This window comes from Streptomyces odontomachicola (genome assembly GCF_039605595.1).
In the GTDB taxonomy this organism is placed as follows: domain Bacteria; phylum Actinomycetota; class Actinomycetes; order Streptomycetales; family Streptomycetaceae; genus Streptomyces.
Window position 1 is genome coordinate 209420 of sequence record NZ_JBCFOK010000014.1, and the last position, 17199, is coordinate 226618.

General features: G+C 73.3%; 18 protein-coding genes. 6 read left to right on the forward strand and 12 right to left on the reverse strand.

What is annotated here, in order from left to right; all coding sequences use genetic code 11:
• Positions 1–6: 6 nt before the first annotated feature.
• The 4 genes from ABEE00_RS25145 to ABEE00_RS25160 all read right to left on the reverse strand — a co-directional run bounded on the left by ABEE00_RS25145 (position 7) and on the right by ABEE00_RS25160 (position 3639).
• Positions 7–786, reverse strand: a complete 780-nt coding sequence (locus ABEE00_RS25145) for an HpcH/HpaI aldolase family protein (protein WP_345747931.1) — start codon at positions 784–786, stop codon at positions 7–9.
• Entirely contained in the window at positions 783–1568 is a 786-nt protein-coding gene (locus ABEE00_RS25150; protein ID WP_345747932.1) for an SDR family NAD(P)-dependent oxidoreductase, read from the reverse strand. The genes ABEE00_RS25145 and ABEE00_RS25150 overlap by 4 nt, the downstream gene beginning before the upstream one ends.
• Positions 1565–2428, reverse strand: a complete 864-nt coding sequence (locus ABEE00_RS25155; protein ID WP_345747933.1) for an alpha/beta fold hydrolase — start codon at positions 2426–2428, stop codon at positions 1565–1567. Before ABEE00_RS25155 ends, ABEE00_RS25150 begins: the two co-directional genes overlap by 4 nt.
• A gap of 65 nt (positions 2429–2493) precedes the next feature.
• Entirely contained in the window at positions 2494–3639 is a 1146-nt protein-coding gene (locus ABEE00_RS25160; RefSeq protein WP_345747934.1) for a cupin domain-containing protein, read from the reverse strand.
• A gap of 292 nt (positions 3640–3931) precedes the next feature.
• On the opposite strand from ABEE00_RS25160, the gene ABEE00_RS25165 reads away from it, so the two are divergent.
• The 3 genes from ABEE00_RS25165 (at position 3932) to ABEE00_RS25175 (ending at position 7810) form a co-directional block, all read left to right on the forward strand.
• On the forward strand, positions 3932–4975 hold the full coding sequence (locus ABEE00_RS25165; RefSeq protein ID WP_345747935.1) for a LacI family DNA-binding transcriptional regulator: 1044 nt from the start codon (positions 3932–3934) through the stop codon (positions 4973–4975).
• 229 nt (positions 4976–5204) lie between these two features.
• A complete protein-coding gene (gene hisD / locus ABEE00_RS25170) occupies positions 5205–6533 on the forward strand; it encodes a histidinol dehydrogenase (RefSeq protein ID WP_345747936.1) in 1329 nt (442 codons plus the stop codon).
• Complete coding sequence (locus ABEE00_RS25175; protein ID WP_345747937.1) at positions 6530–7810, forward strand: ester cyclase; 1281 nt, start codon at positions 6530–6532, stop codon at positions 7808–7810. The genes hisD and ABEE00_RS25175 overlap by 4 nt, the downstream gene beginning before the upstream one ends.
• A 3-nt stretch (positions 7811–7813) precedes the next feature.
• On the opposite strand, the gene ABEE00_RS25180 is transcribed toward ABEE00_RS25175, so the two are convergent.
• The gene (locus tag ABEE00_RS25180) at positions 7814–8269 is read right to left on the reverse strand and encodes a MaoC family dehydratase (RefSeq protein WP_345747938.1); all 456 of its coding nucleotides are present in this window, start codon (positions 8267–8269) and stop codon (positions 7814–7816) included.
• A gap of 152 nt (positions 8270–8421) precedes the next feature.
• Entirely contained in the window at positions 8422–9522 is a 1101-nt protein-coding gene (locus tag ABEE00_RS25185; RefSeq protein WP_345747939.1) for a hypothetical protein, read from the reverse strand.
• A gap of 178 nt (positions 9523–9700) precedes the next feature.
• On the opposite strand from ABEE00_RS25185, the gene ABEE00_RS25190 reads away from it, so the two are divergent.
• On the forward strand, positions 9701–10678 hold the full coding sequence (locus ABEE00_RS25190; RefSeq protein ID WP_345747940.1) for an MBL fold metallo-hydrolase: 978 nt from the start codon (positions 9701–9703) through the stop codon (positions 10676–10678).
• A 7-nt stretch (positions 10679–10685) separates the two neighbouring features.
• Here the strand turns inward: ABEE00_RS25190 and ABEE00_RS25195 are convergent, their stop codons facing one another.
• From ABEE00_RS25195 to ABEE00_RS25220, 6 genes are all read right to left on the reverse strand, one after another.
• Complete coding sequence (locus ABEE00_RS25195) at positions 10686–11648, reverse strand: GlxA family transcriptional regulator (RefSeq protein WP_345747941.1); 963 nt, start codon at positions 11646–11648, stop codon at positions 10686–10688.
• A 79-nt stretch (positions 11649–11727) separates the two neighbouring features.
• Positions 11728–13146, reverse strand: coding sequence for a dihydrolipoyl dehydrogenase (lpdA, locus tag ABEE00_RS25200; protein WP_345747942.1), 1419 nt, complete (start codon positions 13144–13146; stop codon positions 11728–11730).
• Between the two features lie 261 nt (positions 13147–13407).
• On the reverse strand, positions 13408–13764 hold the full coding sequence (locus ABEE00_RS25205; protein WP_345747943.1) for a DUF1330 domain-containing protein: 357 nt from the start codon (positions 13762–13764) through the stop codon (positions 13408–13410).
• 119 nt (positions 13765–13883) lie between these two features.
• On the reverse strand, positions 13884–14699 hold the full coding sequence (locus ABEE00_RS25210) for an SAM-dependent methyltransferase (protein WP_345747944.1): 816 nt from the start codon (positions 14697–14699) through the stop codon (positions 13884–13886).
• An 80-nt stretch (positions 14700–14779) separates the two neighbouring features.
• Positions 14780–15025, reverse strand: coding sequence for a DUF397 domain-containing protein (locus tag ABEE00_RS25215; RefSeq protein WP_345747945.1), 246 nt, complete (start codon positions 15023–15025; stop codon positions 14780–14782).
• A complete protein-coding gene (locus ABEE00_RS25220) occupies positions 15022–15897 on the reverse strand; it encodes a helix-turn-helix domain-containing protein (protein WP_345747946.1) in 876 nt (291 codons plus the stop codon). The genes ABEE00_RS25215 and ABEE00_RS25220 overlap by 4 nt, the downstream gene beginning before the upstream one ends.
• Positions 15898–16031: 134 nt before the next feature.
• Between ABEE00_RS25220 and ABEE00_RS25225 the strand changes: the two genes are divergently transcribed.
• Positions 16032–16676: an ATP-binding protein gene (locus ABEE00_RS25225; RefSeq protein WP_345747947.1), complete on the forward strand. Its 645-nt coding sequence runs from the start codon at positions 16032–16034 to the stop codon at positions 16674–16676.
• On the forward strand, positions 16673–17131 hold the full coding sequence (locus ABEE00_RS25230) for a hypothetical protein (RefSeq protein WP_345747948.1): 459 nt from the start codon (positions 16673–16675) through the stop codon (positions 17129–17131). The genes ABEE00_RS25225 and ABEE00_RS25230 overlap by 4 nt, the downstream gene beginning before the upstream one ends.
• Positions 17132–17199: the final 68 nt, after the last annotated feature.

Sequence of the window (17199 nt, forward strand, 5' to 3'; positions counted from 1 at the left end):
GCCCGCTCAGGCGTCCCCGGGCGGTGGCGCGGTCAGCCCGGTGAGCAGGCGCATCAGATGCGCCGTCAGGTTGTGCACGACGAACCGCGCGCCGTCGGCGAACGCGGCGTCGGCCGCCTCCCGGCTGCCCACGATGTCCATCCGGAACCGCCCGGCGGCCCGCGCCGCCTCGTGCACCCGCGCCGCGGCCTCGCGCACCTCACGGGCGCCAGGCTCCGTACCGAGGGAGACCGCCAGGTCGGCGGGGCCGACCAGGACGCCGTCGACGCCGTCCACGGCCAGCACCCCTGCGGCCTGCTCGCATCCCCGTACCGACTCCGCCATGACGATGACCAGGGTGTCCTCGGCCGCCGCCAGATGCTCGGCGGCCGGCACGGTGCCGTACCCGCCGGCCCTCCCGTAGGTGGCGAACCCCCGGTCCCCGCGCGGCGGGTAGTGCGCGGCGCGGACCGCGGCCGCGGCCTGCGCCGCGTCGTCCACGTGCGGCACGACCACGCCGGCCGCCCCGTGGTCGAGGGCCCGCAGCACCAGCCGCGGGTCGCCCTCGCCCACGCGTACCAGCAGCGGGACCCCGTGCGCTTCGGCCGCCGCGATGTGCCGCCGCAGCTCCAGCACGTCGGCCGGGCCGTGCTCGCAGTCCAGCAGGACGTAGTCGGCGCCGGCGACGCAGGCCATCTCGGTCAGTTCCTCCGCGGGCATGCGCACCAGCACGCCGGTGAGCCGTTCACCCGCGGCGGCCCGCGCCTTGAGGGAGGGGCGGCGTCCCGGCCGCTCCGCGCCGCTCACTTGGCCACCATCCCAGCCGAGAGGTCCAGGTCGGCCGCGCACAGCCCGCTCATGCCGATCATGCGTACGGCCGCGTCCGCGACCTCCTCCTCGGTGACCATGCGCTCCAGCAGGGCCCGGGAGACGAAGGCGCGCTCGGCCTCCGCGTAGTCCACGCCGGTGCGTTCGGCCTCCATGCGGAAGTTGCGCCGCATCCGCTCGGAGTCGACCGGGCCGGGCGAGAGCGAGTTGACCCGCACGCCCATCGGCCCCGCCTCGGCGGCCAGCGAGGAGGTGAGCCCGAGCAGCGCGGCCTTGGAGGCGCAGTACGGGGTGCGGCGGGCCAGCGGCCGTTTCCCGGACACCGAGGCGATGTTGAGGACGTCCCCGTCGCCGCGCGCGGTCATCGCCGGCAGGAAGGCGCGGCACGTCAGATAGACGCCGCGCACGTTCACGGCGAACACCTCGTCCCACTCCTCGGGGCCGATGTCGGTGAGCGGGGCGACGGGCCCCGGCACACCCGCGTTGTTGACCAGGATGTCCACGCGTTCCCCGGAGAGCTCTTGGGTGAGCGCTTCCACCGAGGCGGGGTCCGCGACATCGCACCGCGCAATCCGCACGGCGCCTTCCCGGGAAGCGGCGGTGTGCTCCAGGTGCTCCTGGTTGCGGCCCACCGCGATCACCCGCGCCCCGGTGTCGGCCAGCGCCCGCACCAGCGCGGCCCCCAGGCCGCTGCCCCCGCCCGTCACCAGGGCCGTACGCCCGCGCAGCCGCCCCTCACCTGGGGCGTTCGCGTCCGTCATGCCGTCTCCTCCGACCTCTCGTTCCCCGCGAGCGGCGCGCCCGCGTACTCGGCGGCGGCGCGGACCTCGCCGTCCGCCCGCGACGCCGTACCCTCCGCGGCCCCGTCTGCGGTCTTTGCCGGCGAGCTGAGGGGCACGCCCGTTGCGGCCGACTCCAGCCAGCCGCGCAGCACCGAGGCCGTCGCCTCCGGCTCCTCCACCGGCAGCAGGTGGCCCGCGCCGGGCAGCCGTCGCAGCCGCGCGTGCGGCGCGGCCCGCGCGATGGCGGTGTGGAAGGCAGGCGGGCACAGCGCGTCCCGCCCGCCGCACAGCACCAGCACGGGACCGTGGTACGCGGCCAGCGCGGGCAGCGCATCGGCGCGGGTGGCCTGCGCGGCGAGCTGCGCCCTGAACCGGTCGGGCCCGATGCGCCGGGCCATCTCCCGGAAGCCCTCCGCCCGTTCAGGCCCCGGATCCGGGGTGCGGAACATGCCGGGCAGCACCGTCTCCACGGCGTGCGCGAAGCCGCCCTCCGCCGTCGTTCGGTCCAACTCCCGCCACCCGGCGAGCTGTTCCGCGCGCGGCGCGCCCGCGTTGGTGGACAGGGCGGCCAGCGCGACGGCCCGCTCGGGAGCCCTGCGGCACACCTCGAAGCCGACGATCGCGCCGAGGCTCAGCCCCACCAGCACGAACGGCCCGTCCACGGCGTCCAGCACCTGCTCGGCCATGCCGCCGAGGGTGGGCGCGTCCGGGATCACCTCCACGGTGCGGGCCGTGAACGCGCCCCGGACGCCGTCCCACAGCCACCCGTCGCACAGCATCCCGGGCACCAGCACCACGGGCAGCTCCCCGGGCGGTTCCTCGGGGAGCTCTCCCGGCACTTCCGAGGACAGCTCCCCCGGCACTTCCCCTGGCGCGCGGTGGGGCGGCGCGGTCCGGCGGCCCGTCATGAGCGGTGCGGGATGAGGTCGTACGGGGCGAGGTAGCCGTTGTGGTCGAGCCCGGTACCGGCGTCCGCCGCCGCCCGTACGACCTCCGGAGCCCACTCCTGGCGTACCCGGCCGTCGCCGCTGTTCACGACCACCAGGGTGGCCTGCTCGCCGGAGACGTTGCGCAGCGTGCGCCAGGCGCCGGGCGGTACGGACAGCAGGTCGCGGTGGCCCAGCCGCACCGACACCGGGTCCTCGTCGTTGAGCGTGACCTCCCACTCCCCGTCCTTGGCCATCAGCACCTGGTTGTTCGCTGTGCGGTGGCGCAGCACGCCCCGGCCCGGCGCCGCGCGCAGCCACGCGACGGTGTGCCCGTGCGGGTTGTGGACCACCGGCTCCTGGTGCAGGTCCTCGGTCATGCCGTAGCCGATGACCAGCGCCAACTCGGCGCCGCCGCCCGGCAGCCCGTGGTCGAGCAGGGCGCGGTCGGACCAGGCCAGGTCGTCCCACGCGGCGACCCGGCGGCGCATCTGCTCGGGGGTGTAGGAGCGCAGCGCGTCGATGTGGTGCTGCGGCATGGGCTGGACCAGTTCGGCCTCGTCCGGCATCGGGTCGCCGGCCACGGTGTCCACCAGCCGCCCGTCAGCGGTGAGGTGCAGGCCGTGGCCCTCCGCCTCCTTGAGGACCGAGGGGCCCCAGATGATGCCGCCGGTCTCGTCCATGCCGAGCACCGTGTAGAGCCAGCCGTCGTCGGGTCCTGTGTTGGTGAACCCGCGGAAGACCCACGGCGGGATGGAGGCGATGTCGCCCTCGCGCAGCGCCAGTTCACCTTCCTGGCCGTCGGCTCCCCAGCGCAGCAGGTACTCGCCCCCGAAGCAGAGGAAGACCTCGGCGGTGAAGTGCAGGTGCAGATTGTTGACCACGCCGTGCGGCATGGCGGCTGCGCCCACGTTGAAGCCGTGCGGCAGTTGGAGGTTGACGACCTGGTCGGCGCTCTGCGAGACGCCGGGCCCGATCATCGAGTAGTTCTCCTTGCGGTCGGAACCGGGCGTACGGCAGTCGATGAACGCCTGGTTGCAGGAGACGAAGTCACTGCGGCGCACGGTGCGCCGCTCCAGTTCCGCGGCGTCCACGCGCACGCCGTCGGCGAGGTCCGAAGGCACAGCGGCCCTCCTTCGCAACGCTGTTTGCATACGTATGCACACTAGCTACGGCGGTGCGCGCGGTGTCAACCCTCCGTGGTGGAGCGCACGATGAGGAGCGCGGGCCGGCCGCCGTAAGATGCGTATGCCAACAGGGTGCGCACTCCCAGCAGGGCGCCCCAGCAAGGTGCGCACTGCCGGCAAGTGCGCACGCCGGCCGGAGCGGCGGGGCCGTGGACAGGGGCCTCCCGTCCGGCAGGGAAGAACCCGCAGCCGGGGAAGACCCGCCGACAAGGAACAGAAGCCTGAACCGATGAGCATCACCAGCCGCGACGTCGCCCGGCTCGCCGGCGTCTCGCAGCCCACCGTCTCGCGTGCGCTGCGCGGCGATCCGCGGGTCTCAGCCGCCACCCGGGAGCGGGTGGACCGGGCCGTGCAGGCGCTGGGCTACGTGCCCAGCGAGGCGGGGCGCTCCCTGGTGACCCGGCGCACCCGCCGGATCGGGACCGTCGTCACGGATCTGGCCAACCCGTTCTACCCGCACCTCGTCGGCCCGCTCCACGACGAACTCGACCGGCGCGGCTACCAGATGACGCTGTTCACCGAGCGCTCCGACGCGAAGGTCGCCACCGAGCGCCTGCTGGACGGCTCGCTCGACGGCGTGGTGCTGATGACCAGCACCATCGACTCCATGCTGCCCGCCGAACTCACCCGGCGCGGCCTCCCGTACGTCTTCCTCAACCGCGACAGCGGCGACGGCGGGGGCGACGCGGCCGTCGTCGACAACGCGCTCGGCGGAAAACTGGCCGCCGAGCTGGTCGCGGGCCTGGGGCACCGGCACATCGGCGCGATCTTCGGTCCCGAGGACACCACGACGGGCCGGGAGCGCGAGACGGGCTTCCGGTTCGCGCTCGCCGACCACGGGCTGGCGCTGCGCGCGGAGGCGGTGCGGCACGGCCCCTTCGAATTCGCCACGGGGCACGGCCTGCTGCCCGAGGTGCTGGCCGCGCGCCCCCGCCCCACGGCGCTCTTCTGCGGCAGCGACGCCATCGCCATCGGCGCGCTGAACGCCGCGCTCGGCGCCGGGGTGCGGGTCCCCGAGGACCTGACCGTCATCGGTTTCGACGACATCCCGATGGCCTCCTGGGAGGCGTTCCGCCTGACCACCGTCTCGCACGACCTCACGGAGATGGCGGCGGGAGCGGCGCGGCTGCTCGTCGGGCGCATCGAGGGCGGGGAGCAGCCGGAGGAGGCCCCGGGCGCGCCCGCGGTGAGCGTGGGCAAGCGGGGCGGGCGCCGCGTGGTCTCCGTGCCGCGGCTCGCGGAGCGCGGCACCCACGCCCCGCCGTCCGCCTGACACCTTCCGCCCCGTTTCCCGAGCCCCTGTTCCCCGGGCCCGGGCTCAACTCCGCGCCGCAGCACGTCACTTGCGTACGCGGTGGCGGCCCGTGCGTACGCGGCGGCCGCCCGTACGTAGTGGCCGTCCGCATGCCGTGGCGTACGCCCCGAGCTCAAGGGTCACCCTATGAACCGTGCGGGATAGGTCAGGGTTGTCCTGTACTGGGGGCGCTTCTAGCGTGACCGGCATGCGATTCACCCCCTCCCGTCTCGCGGAGCTCGACGGCTCGTACCGCTTCCTCAAGGAACCGCCCGTCTCCCCCGCGGCGCAGAGCGACCCGGCCGTCGCCACCCGCGTCTCCGAGATGCTCTCCACGATCGAACGCGACGGCATGGACGCCGTGCTGCGCTATGCGAAGGACCTGGACGGCTGGCAGCACGACACCGTCGAGATCGGTTCCGCCGCCCTCGCCCGCAGCGGTGACGACCTGCCCCACGACGTGCGCACGGCGCTGGAGCTCGGGCAGGCCAGGACCGCCGACTTCGCCGGGCGCCAGCGCGCCCATCTGGTCGACTTCGAGGCCGAGTTGGCGCCGGGGCTGGTGGCGGGCCAGCGGTACGTGCCGGTCCAGCGGGTCGGCGCCTACCTCCCCGCCGGACGGTTCCCGCTGCTCGCCGGCGCCTTCATGACGGTCGGCGTCGCCAAGGCGGCCGGCGTCCCCACCGTCCTCGCCTGCACCCCGCCGGGCCGTGAGGGACGGGCCGACCCCGCGGTGCTCTACGCCGCCCACCTCTCCGGCGCCGACCGGGCCTATGTGCTCGGCGGCGTCCAGGCGCTCGCGGCCATGGCCTTCGGGCTGCTGGGCGAGCGCCCGGTGGACATGCTGGTCGGCGCCGGGAACGCGTACGTGGCCGAGGCGAAGCGGCAGCTCTACGGAAGGGTGGCCATCGACCTGCCCGCCGGGCCCTCGGAGGTGGCGGTGCTCGCGGACGAGGCGGCCGACCCGCGGCTGGTCGCCGCCGACCTGCTGGGGCAGGCCGAGCACGGCACCGAGTCGCCCGCTGCCCTGGTCACCACCTCGGCCGAGCTCGGCGAGGCCGTGATCGCCGAGGTGGAGCGGCAGTTGGAGACCCTCGCCACCCGGGACATCGCGGGCCCTGCCTGGCGCGACTACGGGTCGGTGACCTGGGCCGCCGACCGGGAGACCGCCATCGAGCTGATGGACGACCTGGCGCCGGAGCACCTGGAGATCCAGACCGGGGACGACGACGCGTACCTCGACGGCCTGCACAACTACGGTTCGGTCTTCCTCGGCCCCTGGTCGACCGTCGCCTACTCCGACAAGGGCATGGCGGGCACCAACCACGTCCTGCCCACCGCCGGCGGCGCCCGGCACAGCGCGGGCCTCTCCGTCTCCCGCTTCCTCAAGCCGCTGACCTACCAGCGGGTGACCCGCGAGGGCACCGGGCAACTGGCCCCGGCCGTCGAGAGCATCTCCGCCTACGAGGGCATGGCCGCGCACGGCGCGACCGCCACCCTGCGCCGCGAAGCGCTGCACGAAGGGAAGACCGTATGAGCCCCCGCATCGGCACTGACCGCAACGAGCCCGCCGAGCCGGGCGAGAACGGCGCCGCCCCCTCCTCCATACCCGCCGTGCCGCAGCCGGCGGCGAACTCCGATGCCGTACCGGCCGGTTCGGGCACCTCCTCCGCCGCCGTGCCCATGGCCGCCGACCGTACGGACCGTGCAGCCCGGCGCCACATGCCGCCCGACTACAGCATCTCCCTGCGGCCGGGCAACGGCGCCGACGCGCCGGGCTACCCCGTGGGGCAGCGGCGGCACTCCATGCGCGGGTTCGAGGACGAGTACAGCGACATCGTCGACTACATCGTGCGGATCACCCACCGCATCTGGGAGGACCAGGACGTCGGCTACGTCTACGACACCTACGCGCCCGGCTGCCGCCTGCACGACGACAGCGGCCTCAAGGTCGGCGTGGAGCCGCTGGTCACCGGCACGCTCGCCAACATCCACGCCTTCCCCGACTGCCGGCACTACGCGGACGAGGTCATCTGGGCCGGCGACGACCGGGACGGCTTCGTCACCTCGCACCGCGCCCAGAACATCGGCACCCACACCGGCGACTGGCAGTGGGGCCCGGCGACCGGGAAGCCGCTGCGCACCTGGGTGATGGCCAACTGCGAGGTGATCGAGAACGAGATCACCGAGGAGTGGGTCCTCTACAACACCGCGGCGAAGCTCGAACAGCTCGGCATCGACGTACGCGAGGCGGCCCGCGCCTACGGCAACGCGGGCGGCCCCAGCCCGCTGAGCGACCGTCAGCTCGGCGACGTCGACCGGCTCTCGGGAGGCCGCAAGCCGCTTCCCTACCCCGCGCCCGACGGCTCGCGGCCCGCGGTGGAGCACATGGTGCGCGCCCTCTTCCACGACACCTACAACCGCCGCGACCTCAGCGCGATCGACCGCGCCTACGCCCGCAACGTCCGCTGGTACGGCGCCACCAACCGCACCGGCTACGGCCGCGCCGACGTACGGGGCATGGCGCGGGCCCTGCTGGCGACCTTCCCCGACCTCGGCCACCAGGTCGACGAGGTCTACTGGATGGGCAACGAGGCCGACGGCTACCGCGTCTCGGTGCGCTGGAGCGCGGTGGGCACGCACCACGGCCACGCCCTGTACGGCAGGCCCACCGGGCGGCGCGTGCACCTGTGGGGGATGTCCCAGCTCTACGTGTCGCAGGGGCTGATCACCGAGGACTGGACCCTGTTCAACGAGTTCGACGTCCTCGCCCAGCTCCTGCGCGAGCACCCGCCGGAGCTCCTGCCGGGCTGACGCTCACGGGCGCGTGCGCAGGAAGTTGATCGCGGTCATGGTCAGGACCGGCGCGTTGTCCTGACCGAGGAGTTCGACGTTGCTGCGCATGATGCCGCGGGTGGGGTCGGAGCGGGAGAGGCGCTTGTCCGTGACGGTCACGCGCAGGTGGAGCACGTCGCCCGCGCGCACGGGGCGGTGCCAGCGCAGTTCGTCCACGCCGGGGCTGCCGAGGCTGGATGCGGAGGAGAGGAAGTTGCGGGCGAGCAGCCGCATCATCAGCCCCGCGGTGTGCCAGCCGCTCGCGCTCAGCCCGCCGAACGGCCCCTCCTCCGCGGCCTCCGGGTCGGTGTGGAAGTACTGCGGGTCGAACCGCTCGGCGAAGCCGATGATGTCGGCCTCGCCGAGCGTCACGGTCTCCTCGTACTCGTACGCCGTCCCGTCCTCGTAGTCCTCGAAGAACCAGCCCTCGCTGCCCATCTCACCTCTCCACTCTCCACGAGTCCGCCGGACACCCAGCCCTGGTCCCGGTCCCGGTCCCGACCCCGGTCCCGGCTCAGGCTAGGTGATCTTCCGGCTCCCGTCCGGGGGTTGGCGTACGGAGTGGGGGCGGGGCGGCGAGGCCGCGAGCCTCAGGTGGCGCGGCGGCCTTCTACCTCTCGGCCGCTGAGCGCCGCGTATCGCGCGGCGAGCACGGTGTGCGCGAAAGGCAGCGTCAGGGCGCCGGAGGCCAGGGTGGCCACGGCGACGGGGGTGAGGACGGCCGCGGCGTACGCGACGTACTGGATCTCCGTGATGTGCGCGAGGAACGCGGAGGCCACCACGTTGTGCAGCGGGCCTGCGGCGTACTGCACCGCCACGTACACCCCCACGACCAGCAGGCCGGCCGGCAGCGTGACGGCGGCCGTGCGCGGCCACGCCCCGCCGCGCCACACCAGCGACCACGAACGGCCCAGCGCCGCAAGGGGGTTGAGGCCGTCGGCCACCGCCGCTGCCGGGGCGAGCGAGAAGCCGAGGCGCAGGAGCAGCGCCACGCACATGGCCAGCAGCGGTGCCCCGAACTTCACGACGGTGGAGCCGAGCGTGTGGGGCGGGATGATCGTGGGCGCCTGGTACTTGGTGGTGGTGAGGATCTCCTGCGTCAGGATGCCGGCCGCCACCACGGCCCAGACGAGGATGCCGCGCAGCACGTACACCCCGAACGCGGACCCCACCCGGGCCCGCTCGCGGCGCCAGAACGCGCGTCCGCCCAGCGGCGACGCGCCGTCGAGGGCGCGCGAGTGGACGGTCTGGAGCGCGGCGCAGCACAGCGCGCCGAGCAGGAGGAGGAAGGGCAGCGTGGCCGCCATGACGTTCAGCGCGCCCTGGGTCTCGGGGTAGTACGAGTCCCCGTCGTAGGCCTGAGCCTCCAGCGCGCCGTCCCACATCTCGGTGAAGTACGGCCAGGCGATGGCGAACGCCGCCCCGGTCAGCAGCACTCCGCCCAGCGCGCCGAGCCCGGTGATGCGCAGGGTCTGCCCGCACAGCGGACGGCGGTTGCGGGCGAGGGTGGCCAGGGCGGTGCGGAAGGTGCGCAACACGCCGCGCTGTCGGGCCCCGGCGCCGCCGTCCCCACGGCCGCCGCGGGCCGTGCCGCCCTCTCCCCCGTGGTCTCCGCCGTGGCCACCTCTCCCGTGGCCACCTCTCCCGTGGCCGCCCGCGCCGCCGTCGCCCGTCTCCGCCTCGTACGTCATGCCGCGCCGTGCTCCCGTTCCGGCATGCCGCACACGCCGTCGATCACTGTGGTCACAGGGGGCGACGTGCAGGAACACGCGCGCGGTTCCCCCGACCCCGGCGCGCGGGGCGCCTCCTCGGCCTCGTACGGTGGCGCTTCGGACCACTCGGCTCAACAGCGAAAACAGGGGAAGACACGTGCAGGAACGGCAGATCGCACCGGGCGTATGGGCCTACCTGGCCGGCCGCGGGGGCTGGGGCTGGAGCAACGCGGGGCTGGTCGCCGGGGACGGGGGCGCGGGTCTGCTGTTCGACACGCGGATGACCCTGGCCCAGGGCCGGGAACTGGTGGAGGCGGCGCACGCGCACACCCCGCGGCTGGAGGCTGCCGTCTACAGCCACGGCAACGCGGACCACACCTGGGGCTCCTGGGCGCTCGGTGAGGACACCCGCATCGTGGCCTCGGCCGCGACGGCCGAGGAGCTGTCGCACGAGGTGACCCCGGCGGGTCTGCGCGCGGTCATGGGCGCGGGCGAGGCGGCCGAGCAGGAGGGCTCGGCGGCCGGCTCCGGTGCCGCCTACTTCCGCGAGCACATGGGCTGGGTGGACACCACGGGCCTGCCGGACGAGGGGCCGCGGCGCCCCGACACGACCTACACCGGGCGCACCGAACTGGCCGTCGGCGGCCGCGACACCGAGCTGATCCAGGTCGGCCCCGCGCACACCGCGGGCGACACGGTGCTGCATGTGCCGGACGCGGGCGTGGTGTTCGGCGGCGATGTGCTCTTCTTCGAGGACCACCCGATCAGTTGGGGGCACCCGCTCACCGGCTGGCTGCAGGCGCTGCGCACGCTGCTGGACACCGGCGCGCACACCTTCGTGCCGGGCCACGGCCCGGTCGTCGGCCGCACCGAGGTCGCCGACCTGCTGGCCTACCTGGAGAAGCTCCACTCCTACGCCGCCGACTCGGCCGCCGCCGGGCTGCCGCTGGCCGAGGCCGCCGCGCGGATGCCCACCGACGCGCGCTGGCAGCAGCCGGAGCGCGCGGCGAGCGTCCTGCTGGCCGGTTACCGCGCCGAGGGCGCCGGCGAGCAGCTCCACCAGATGGGCATCGCCGACCTCATCGCGGGCATGCGCCGCGACCTGGGCGGAGGCGCCGGGAACGCGCAGGACTGAGGACCCCTCACACCTCCGCCCCCGCCTCCACCCCCGCTTCCGCACGGAACGTCCTCCGGTAGCGCAGCGGCGACGTCCCCAGCGCAGCCTGCAAGTGCTGGCGCAGTGACGTGGCCGTGGCGAAGCCGGAGCGGGCCGCCACCTCGTCGACCGACAGGTCGCTGGTCTCCAGCAGGTGCCGTGCCAGCACGAGCCGTTGCTGTATCAGCCAGCGGCCCGGGCTCACGCCGACCTCCTCCTGGAAGCGGCGGGCGAAGGTGCGCAGGCTCATCCGCGCGTGCTCCGACATGGCGGTCAGGGTCAGCGGGAGGTGCAGATTCTCCAGCACCCACTGGCGGGTGGCGGCGGTGCTGGGCGCGGCGGGATCCGGCACGGGATGCTCTATGTACTGCGCCTGGCCGCCCTCGCGCCACGGCGGTGTGACGCAGCGCCTGGCCACCCTGTTGGCGATCTCGCTGCCGTGGTCCTTGCGCACGATGTGCAGGCAGACGTCCACTCCGGACGCGGCGCCCGCCGAGGTGAGGATGTCGCCCTCGTCGACGAACAGCACGTCGGGGTCGAGCCGCACGGCGGGGAACATCCGCCGGAACGCGGGAACCAGCTCCCAGTGCGTGGTGGCCCGGCGCCCGTCCAGCAGGCCGGCGGCCGCCAGCAGGAAGGCGCCGGTGCAGATCGACACGAGCCGCGTGCCCGGGCGTATCCGGGCGAGCGCGCCGGTCATCTCGGGCGGCGCCTCCCCGGTGGCGAGCCTCAGGTCGTACGGCGGTATCACCACCGTGTCGGCGCTGCCCAGCAGTTCGGGTCCGTGCGCGACCGACAGGGCGAAGTCGCCGTCGGTGCGCACCGGGCCCCCGTCCACGCTGCAGGTCGCCACCTCGTAGCGCTCCGGGGTGACGCCGAAGACGCGCTGCGGGATGCCGAGTTCGAAGGGATAGACCCCTTCCAGTGCGAGCACTGCCACACGATGCATGAGACCACCGTAGGCGCCGCCACTGACAACGCACTCGCAGCCGGCATTCCCCTGGTCAGCGCCCTCCCCGCCGGCGCCCTCACAAGTTGACCGGGTGGCCGGCCAGTTCGTGCAGGGCATCCTTGACCGCCTCGCCGAGGGTGGGGTGTGCGTGCACGTTCCGCGCGAGCTCGTGCACCGTGAGGTCCCACTGCTGGGCCGCGGTGAGCTCGGGCAGCAGCTCCGTGACGTCGGGGCCGATCAGATGCGCGCCGAGCAGTTCGCCGTACCGCGCATCGCAGATCACCTTCGCGAAGCCCGCGGTCTCGCCGAGGCCGTGCGCCTTGCCGTTGGCCATGAAGGGGAACTTCGCCACCCGTACGTCGAAGCCCTCCTCCCGCGCCTGCTCCTCGGTGAGGCCGAAGGAGGCGATCTGCGGGCGGCAGTACGTCGCGCGCGGGATCATCCGGTAGTCCAGCTCCATCGTCTCGGCGCCGCCGATCGTCTCCGCGGCGATCATGCCCATGGCCTCGGCGGTGTGCGCGAGCATCAGCTTCCCTGTGACGTCGCCGATGGCGAAGAGGTGCGGCACGTTCGTGCGGCAGCGGCCGTCCACCTCGACCGCGCCGCGCGCAGTCAGGCGCACACCGGTGTTCTCCAGACCGTAGCCCTCCACCCGGGGCTGGAAGCCCGTGGCCTGGAGCACCTTGTCGGTCTCCAGCACGCGCCGCTCGTCGCCTTTGCGAACGGTGACCCGCACCCGTTCGCCCGAGTCGTCGATGCTCTCCACCGCCGTCGAGGTCAGCACCTCGATGCCCAATCTGCGGTACTGGCGGGCCAGTTCGCGCGAGACCTCGGCGTCCTCGGCCGGCACCATGCGGTCCAGGAACTCCACGAGGGTCACCTTCACCCCGTAGCTGCGCAGCACGTACGCGAACTCGACGCCGATGGCGCCCGCACCCGCGATCACGATGCTCTCCGGCAGTTCGCGGGAGAGTATCTGCTCCTCGTACGTGACCACGCGCGGCCCGAGACGGGTGCCGGGCAGCACCTTGGCGGTGGCGCCGGTGGCGAGGACGCAGTGCCCGAAGGTGATCGTCCGCACGCCGTCCCCGCCCTCGACGCCCTCCCCCTCAACCCGCAGCGTGTGCGCGTCGAGGAAGGTGCCGCGGCCGTGCAGCTCCGTGATCCCGTTCTTCTTCATCAGGAAGCGCACGCCCCTGGCCCGGCCGTCGGCGACCTTGCGGCTGCGGTCGTACGCGACCCCGTAGTCGAACCCCACCGTGCCGTCGCCGTCGATCCGCATGCCGAAGGTCTCCGCCTCGGTGCTCACCAGGTGCGCGAGTTCGGCGTTGCGCAGCAGCGCCTTGGTGGGGATGCAGCCGACGTTGAGGCAGACCCCGCCCCAGTAGCGCTCCTCCACGACCGCCGTACGCAGCCCGAGCTGGGCGGCCCGTACGGCGGCGACGTACCCGCCGGGCCCGGCGCCCAGCACCACGACATCGAAGTGTGCGTCCATGCGCTCAGCCTGTCCGCGCGGCCGCGGAGAGGCCATGGCATGAAGGCCATCATTCGATGGGATCGTGCCAAGCGCCGGAACGGAGGCGACCGCTCCACCCGCGGGGCGGCGAAAACATAGGCGCAACCTATGCAGGGGTCGGTTCTTCGTCGTGGTTCAAGAAGGAGTTCCTGCTGGTCCTGGGCACCTCGACGGCCGAGCCCGCACTGCCGGGGTTATGCGCAAGCTGCGCTGCGCGCGCCCGCGCACCCCGCGTATCCCTCAGCCCTGGCCGCCGCCCTCCAGCGCCGCGCGGAAGAACTCCGCCTTCGCGGCCGGGTCGTACCCCTCGGGCACGCCCTCGACGAGGACGATGTCGCCGCTCAGGTGCGGGGTGCGCAGCGGGATCAGCTCCTGGTACGCGGGCGAGCCGTACCAGGCGCGGGCCGTCTCCATGTCGGGGAACCGGATCATCACGACGTCACCGGGCCACGTGCCCTCGACCGCTTCCCTCCGCCCGCCGTGCACCAGGAAGCGGCCCTCGTAGGGGTCGAGGGTGGACTGGATGCGTTCGACGTACTCGATCAGGTCGCGGTGCGGCGTCGCTTGCCCGAAGTGCGCTATGGCGTAGGCGGTCATGACGCCACATCTTGGGCGAAAGGAGGCCGCCGGTCGAGACCCCGGTCCCGAGGGCCTGGGCCGGGGTCGGTCGGCTGTCCGCTGTTCCCGCCGGTGCGGTGAGGGCCGAAGCGCGGCGCTCAGGACTTGAGGCCGATGCCCGCCCACAGGCTGATCTGGGCGTCGCTCAGCTCCTCCGCCTCCGGCTCCGTGCCGTCCGGGCGCCAGCGGTGGCCCACCACGACGCCGGGCGCGAGCAGTTCGAGACCGTCGAAGAAGCGGGTGACCTCGGCACGCGTACGGAACTGCACCGGCGTGCCCGAGGTGTTGTAGATGTCGGTGACGCCCTGCCAGGTCTCCTTGTCGAAGTCCGGGGTGCAGTGCGAGAGGGCGAGCGCGCTGCCCGGCGCGAGCGCGTCGAGATACCGCCCGACCAGCCCGTACGGGTCCTGCGCGTCGGTCACGAAGTGCATCAGCGCGTTCATGGACAGCGCGACCGGCTTGCTGAGGTCCAGCACCTCGGCCAGGCCGGGCGAGGTGAGGATCGATTCGGGGTCGTTGACGTCGGCCTCGATGTACGCGGTGCGCCCCTCGGTGGTGCTGCGCATCAGGCGCTCGGCGTGCCGCAGCACGAGCGGGTCGTTGTCCGCGTACACGACCCGCGCCTCCGGCACGATCTCCTGCGCCACCTGGTGCAGGTTGGGCTCGGTGGGGATGCCGGTGCCGATGTCCAGCCACTGCCGGATGCCGTGGTCGCGGGCGAGGACGCGGGTGGCGCGGTGCATGAAGGCGCGGTTCTCGCGGGCGCAGTCGAAGATTCCGGGATAGACCTCAGCCACACGCCCGGCGGCCGTCGCGTCCGCGGCGTAGTTGTCCTTGCCGCCCAGGTAGTAGTCGTACATGCGGGCCGAGTGCGGCTTGCTGGTGTCCAGCGGCCTGGCGGCGTTGTCGGTCATCCCAATTCCCTTGCTGACGTGGCGTACGGGGCCCGGGACGGGCGGGGGCCCGGCCCGCCCGGGCGGGGCGAGAGCGGTGCTCAGCCCAGGAGGTAGTCGGCGGTGCCGGCCTGGCAGCCGCGGATGAAGGCCTCCATCTCGGCCGGGGTGTAGATGAGGGCAGGGCCCTCGGGGTCGCGGGAGTGCCGGAGGGCGATGCGCTGGTCGGGAAGCCGCTTGGCCTCCACGCACTGTCCGCCGGTGGGGCCGCTCCAGGGGCAGCCCCAGCCCTCCTTGCCCAGCGTTCCGGCCGCGTCGGGGACGGCCCGGACTTCAGAGGTGATCATTCGTACAGCTCCTTGCGGGTGGTGACCAGGAGGTTCTCGCTGGTCGCTGTGCTGGTCAGCAGGGACATCTCGTTGTGTGCCTCCAGGTGCCCCTCCACGTCGGCGCGCTGCTCGTAGTAGACGCCGCCGACGGCGGACTCCAGGTAGACCACGTCGGGGAGTTCGACTGCCTCGAACCGGAAGTAGGTGAAGGGACCGAAGGCGCCGGAGTGCGGACCCGCGCTGAACGGCACCACGTCGACGCTGACGTTGCGCAGCCGGGAGGTCGTCTCCAGCAGGTGGTCCATCTGCTCGCGCATGACCTCCTTGCCGCCCACCTGGGTGCGCAGCGCGGCCTCGCTCATGACAACCCAGAGCGTCGGGGCATCGGGCTTCTCCAGCAGGGACTGCCGCTGCAGCCGCAGGTCGACGCGGTGCTCCAGCGTCTCCTCGTCGTCGTGCGGGAAACCGGTACGCAGCAGGGCGCGGGCATAGCCGCGGGTCTGCAACAGGCCGGTGACATAGGTCGGTTCATAGACGCGGAGCGTCGTGGCGTCGCTCTCCAGGTTCACGTACGCGGTGAACCAGTCGGGCAGCACCTCCTTGAACCTGTGCCACCAGCCGGGCCGGTTGGACTGCTCGGCCAGCTCCAGGAACTCCTTCTTCTCCTGGGCACCGACGCCGTAGGCGTCCAGCAGCGCGGCGATGTAGGGGATCTTGAAGGCCGTCTCGGCCCGCTCCATCCGCCGCACGGTGAGGAAGTTGACGTGCAGCAGTCCCGCCGCGTCCTTCTCGGACAGTCCGGCCTCTTCGCGCAGCACCTTCAGCCTCTTGCCGAGGATCATGCGCAGCACCGTGGCGGTGCTGCCGGACGGCGAGCGCGCCTCGCTCACGACTACCTCCTGATGTTGCGTCATCGGCCATGCTGGCGGCGGCAGTTGGGTGATGGCAACAGGAAGACACGTTCGATCTGAAATTTTCAGCGAGATAGTTGCGAGTGAGCGCTCGGGTACTCATAGTGGCGAAGGTGATCCCCCTCACGGACCCCGAACGGGCCGCGCCGCCGTCGAACGGAACCCGCGGCCGGCCCCACGCCGCCCTGTACGCCACCCCGCTCCGCGACGGCCGCGGCCGCGACGGAGCCGGCCCCCTCGTCCCCGCCTGCCTGCCGCCCCAACTCCCGTACGCAGGAGACTCCTACACGCTGCGCTGGTGGAACCTGCCCGGCGGCACCGGTGCCAGCGTGCGCGAGGCCCGGCATCTGCTGGGCGATCTGCTGCGCCGCTGCCGCGTCGCGCAGGAGCCGCGCGACGACGCGCTGCTGGTCGTCTCCGAGCTCGTCACCAACGCGCTGTGCCACACGGACAGTGACCGCGTGCACTGTTGCGCCGCCGTCGCGGACGACCGCGTACACCTCGAAGTGCACGACGACCAGACGACGTCCACGCGCCCGCTCCCGCGCGTACCGACGGCCGAAGACGAGCGCGGGCGCGGCCTGCTGCTGGTCGGCGCGCTGGCCGAGCGCGGCGGTACGGCGCCCTCCCGCTACACCCGCGGCGATCTGGTGTGGGCCACGCTGCCCTCGGCCACGGTGCCGCCGGCGGTGCCGCACGCGCTCCCCGGCCGAGAAGAAACCTTGCCCCTCCCGGCCGGCCCGGCGGTGGAGTCATGACGACGACCGGCACCGGCACCGCCTGGCTCGCCGCGCACCCCGGCACAGCCTGGCTGGCGCACTGCTCCCCCTCGCCCACCACCACGCACACCACCTGGACGCGCGGCGAGCTGGCGCCCATCCCCGGCGGCCGCACCTGGGCCGTGGCCGAACTGGGCACGCTCACTTCCATCGAGCTCATGCGCTCCCTGCCCGACGAGGCGGCGCTCGGCCCCGTGCTCTCGCACGCCGAGAGCGACCGCGCCTGGTGGCTGGTGACGCAGCACGGCTCGGACGAGCTGGCCCGGGTCGCGCCCTGGGCCGCGGTCGAGGTGCAGAACCCGCTGTACTGCCCGCCCGCCAACCTCCCCCTGCACGGGCGCGGCTGGCTGGAGAAGCCGGACGGCACCGGCACCCTCACCGACGCCCACCGGCTGGCCGCGGCCCTGCAGCAGCACCTCGCCTACGCGGGCTGAGCTGGGCATTCCGCGCCAACCTGCCCCCTCCTGGCGGATCTTGGCCGTCCGCGAGCGGCGGGACAGCG

What these genes read in the sequence shown, in the direction of transcription:
- ABEE00_RS25150 (WP_345747932.1), bottom strand. Translation starts at nt 1,568, where the DNA reads ATGACGGACGCGAACGCCCCAGGTGAGGGGCGGCTGCGCGGGCGTACG.
- ABEE00_RS25165 (WP_345747935.1), top strand. Translation starts at nt 3,932, where the DNA reads ATGAGCATCACCAGCCGCGACGTCGCCCGGCTCGCCGGCGTCTCGCAG.
- hisD (WP_345747936.1), top strand. Translation starts at nt 5,205, where the DNA reads ATGCGATTCACCCCCTCCCGTCTCGCGGAGCTCGACGGCTCGTACCGC.
- ABEE00_RS25175 (WP_345747937.1), top strand. Translation starts at nt 6,530, where the DNA reads ATGAGCCCCCGCATCGGCACTGACCGCAACGAGCCCGCCGAGCCGGGC.
- ABEE00_RS25180 (WP_345747938.1), bottom strand. Translation starts at nt 8,269, where the DNA reads ATGGGCAGCGAGGGCTGGTTCTTCGAGGACTACGAGGACGGGACGGCG.
- ABEE00_RS25185 (WP_345747939.1), bottom strand. Translation starts at nt 9,522, where the DNA reads ATGACGTACGAGGCGGAGACGGGCGACGGCGGCGCGGGCGGCCACGGG.
- ABEE00_RS25195 (WP_345747941.1), bottom strand. Translation starts at nt 11,648, where the DNA reads ATGCATCGTGTGGCAGTGCTCGCACTGGAAGGGGTCTATCCCTTCGAA.
- lpdA (WP_345747942.1), bottom strand. Translation starts at nt 13,146, where the DNA reads ATGGACGCACACTTCGATGTCGTGGTGCTGGGCGCCGGGCCCGGCGGG.
- ABEE00_RS25205 (WP_345747943.1), bottom strand. Translation starts at nt 13,764, where the DNA reads ATGACCGCCTACGCCATAGCGCACTTCGGGCAAGCGACGCCGCACCGC.
- ABEE00_RS25210 (WP_345747944.1), bottom strand. Translation starts at nt 14,699, where the DNA reads ATGACCGACAACGCCGCCAGGCCGCTGGACACCAGCAAGCCGCACTCG.
- ABEE00_RS25215 (WP_345747945.1), bottom strand. Translation starts at nt 15,025, where the DNA reads ATGATCACCTCTGAAGTCCGGGCCGTCCCCGACGCGGCCGGAACGCTG.
- ABEE00_RS25230 (WP_345747948.1), top strand. Translation starts at nt 16,673, where the DNA reads ATGACGACGACCGGCACCGGCACCGCCTGGCTCGCCGCGCACCCCGGC.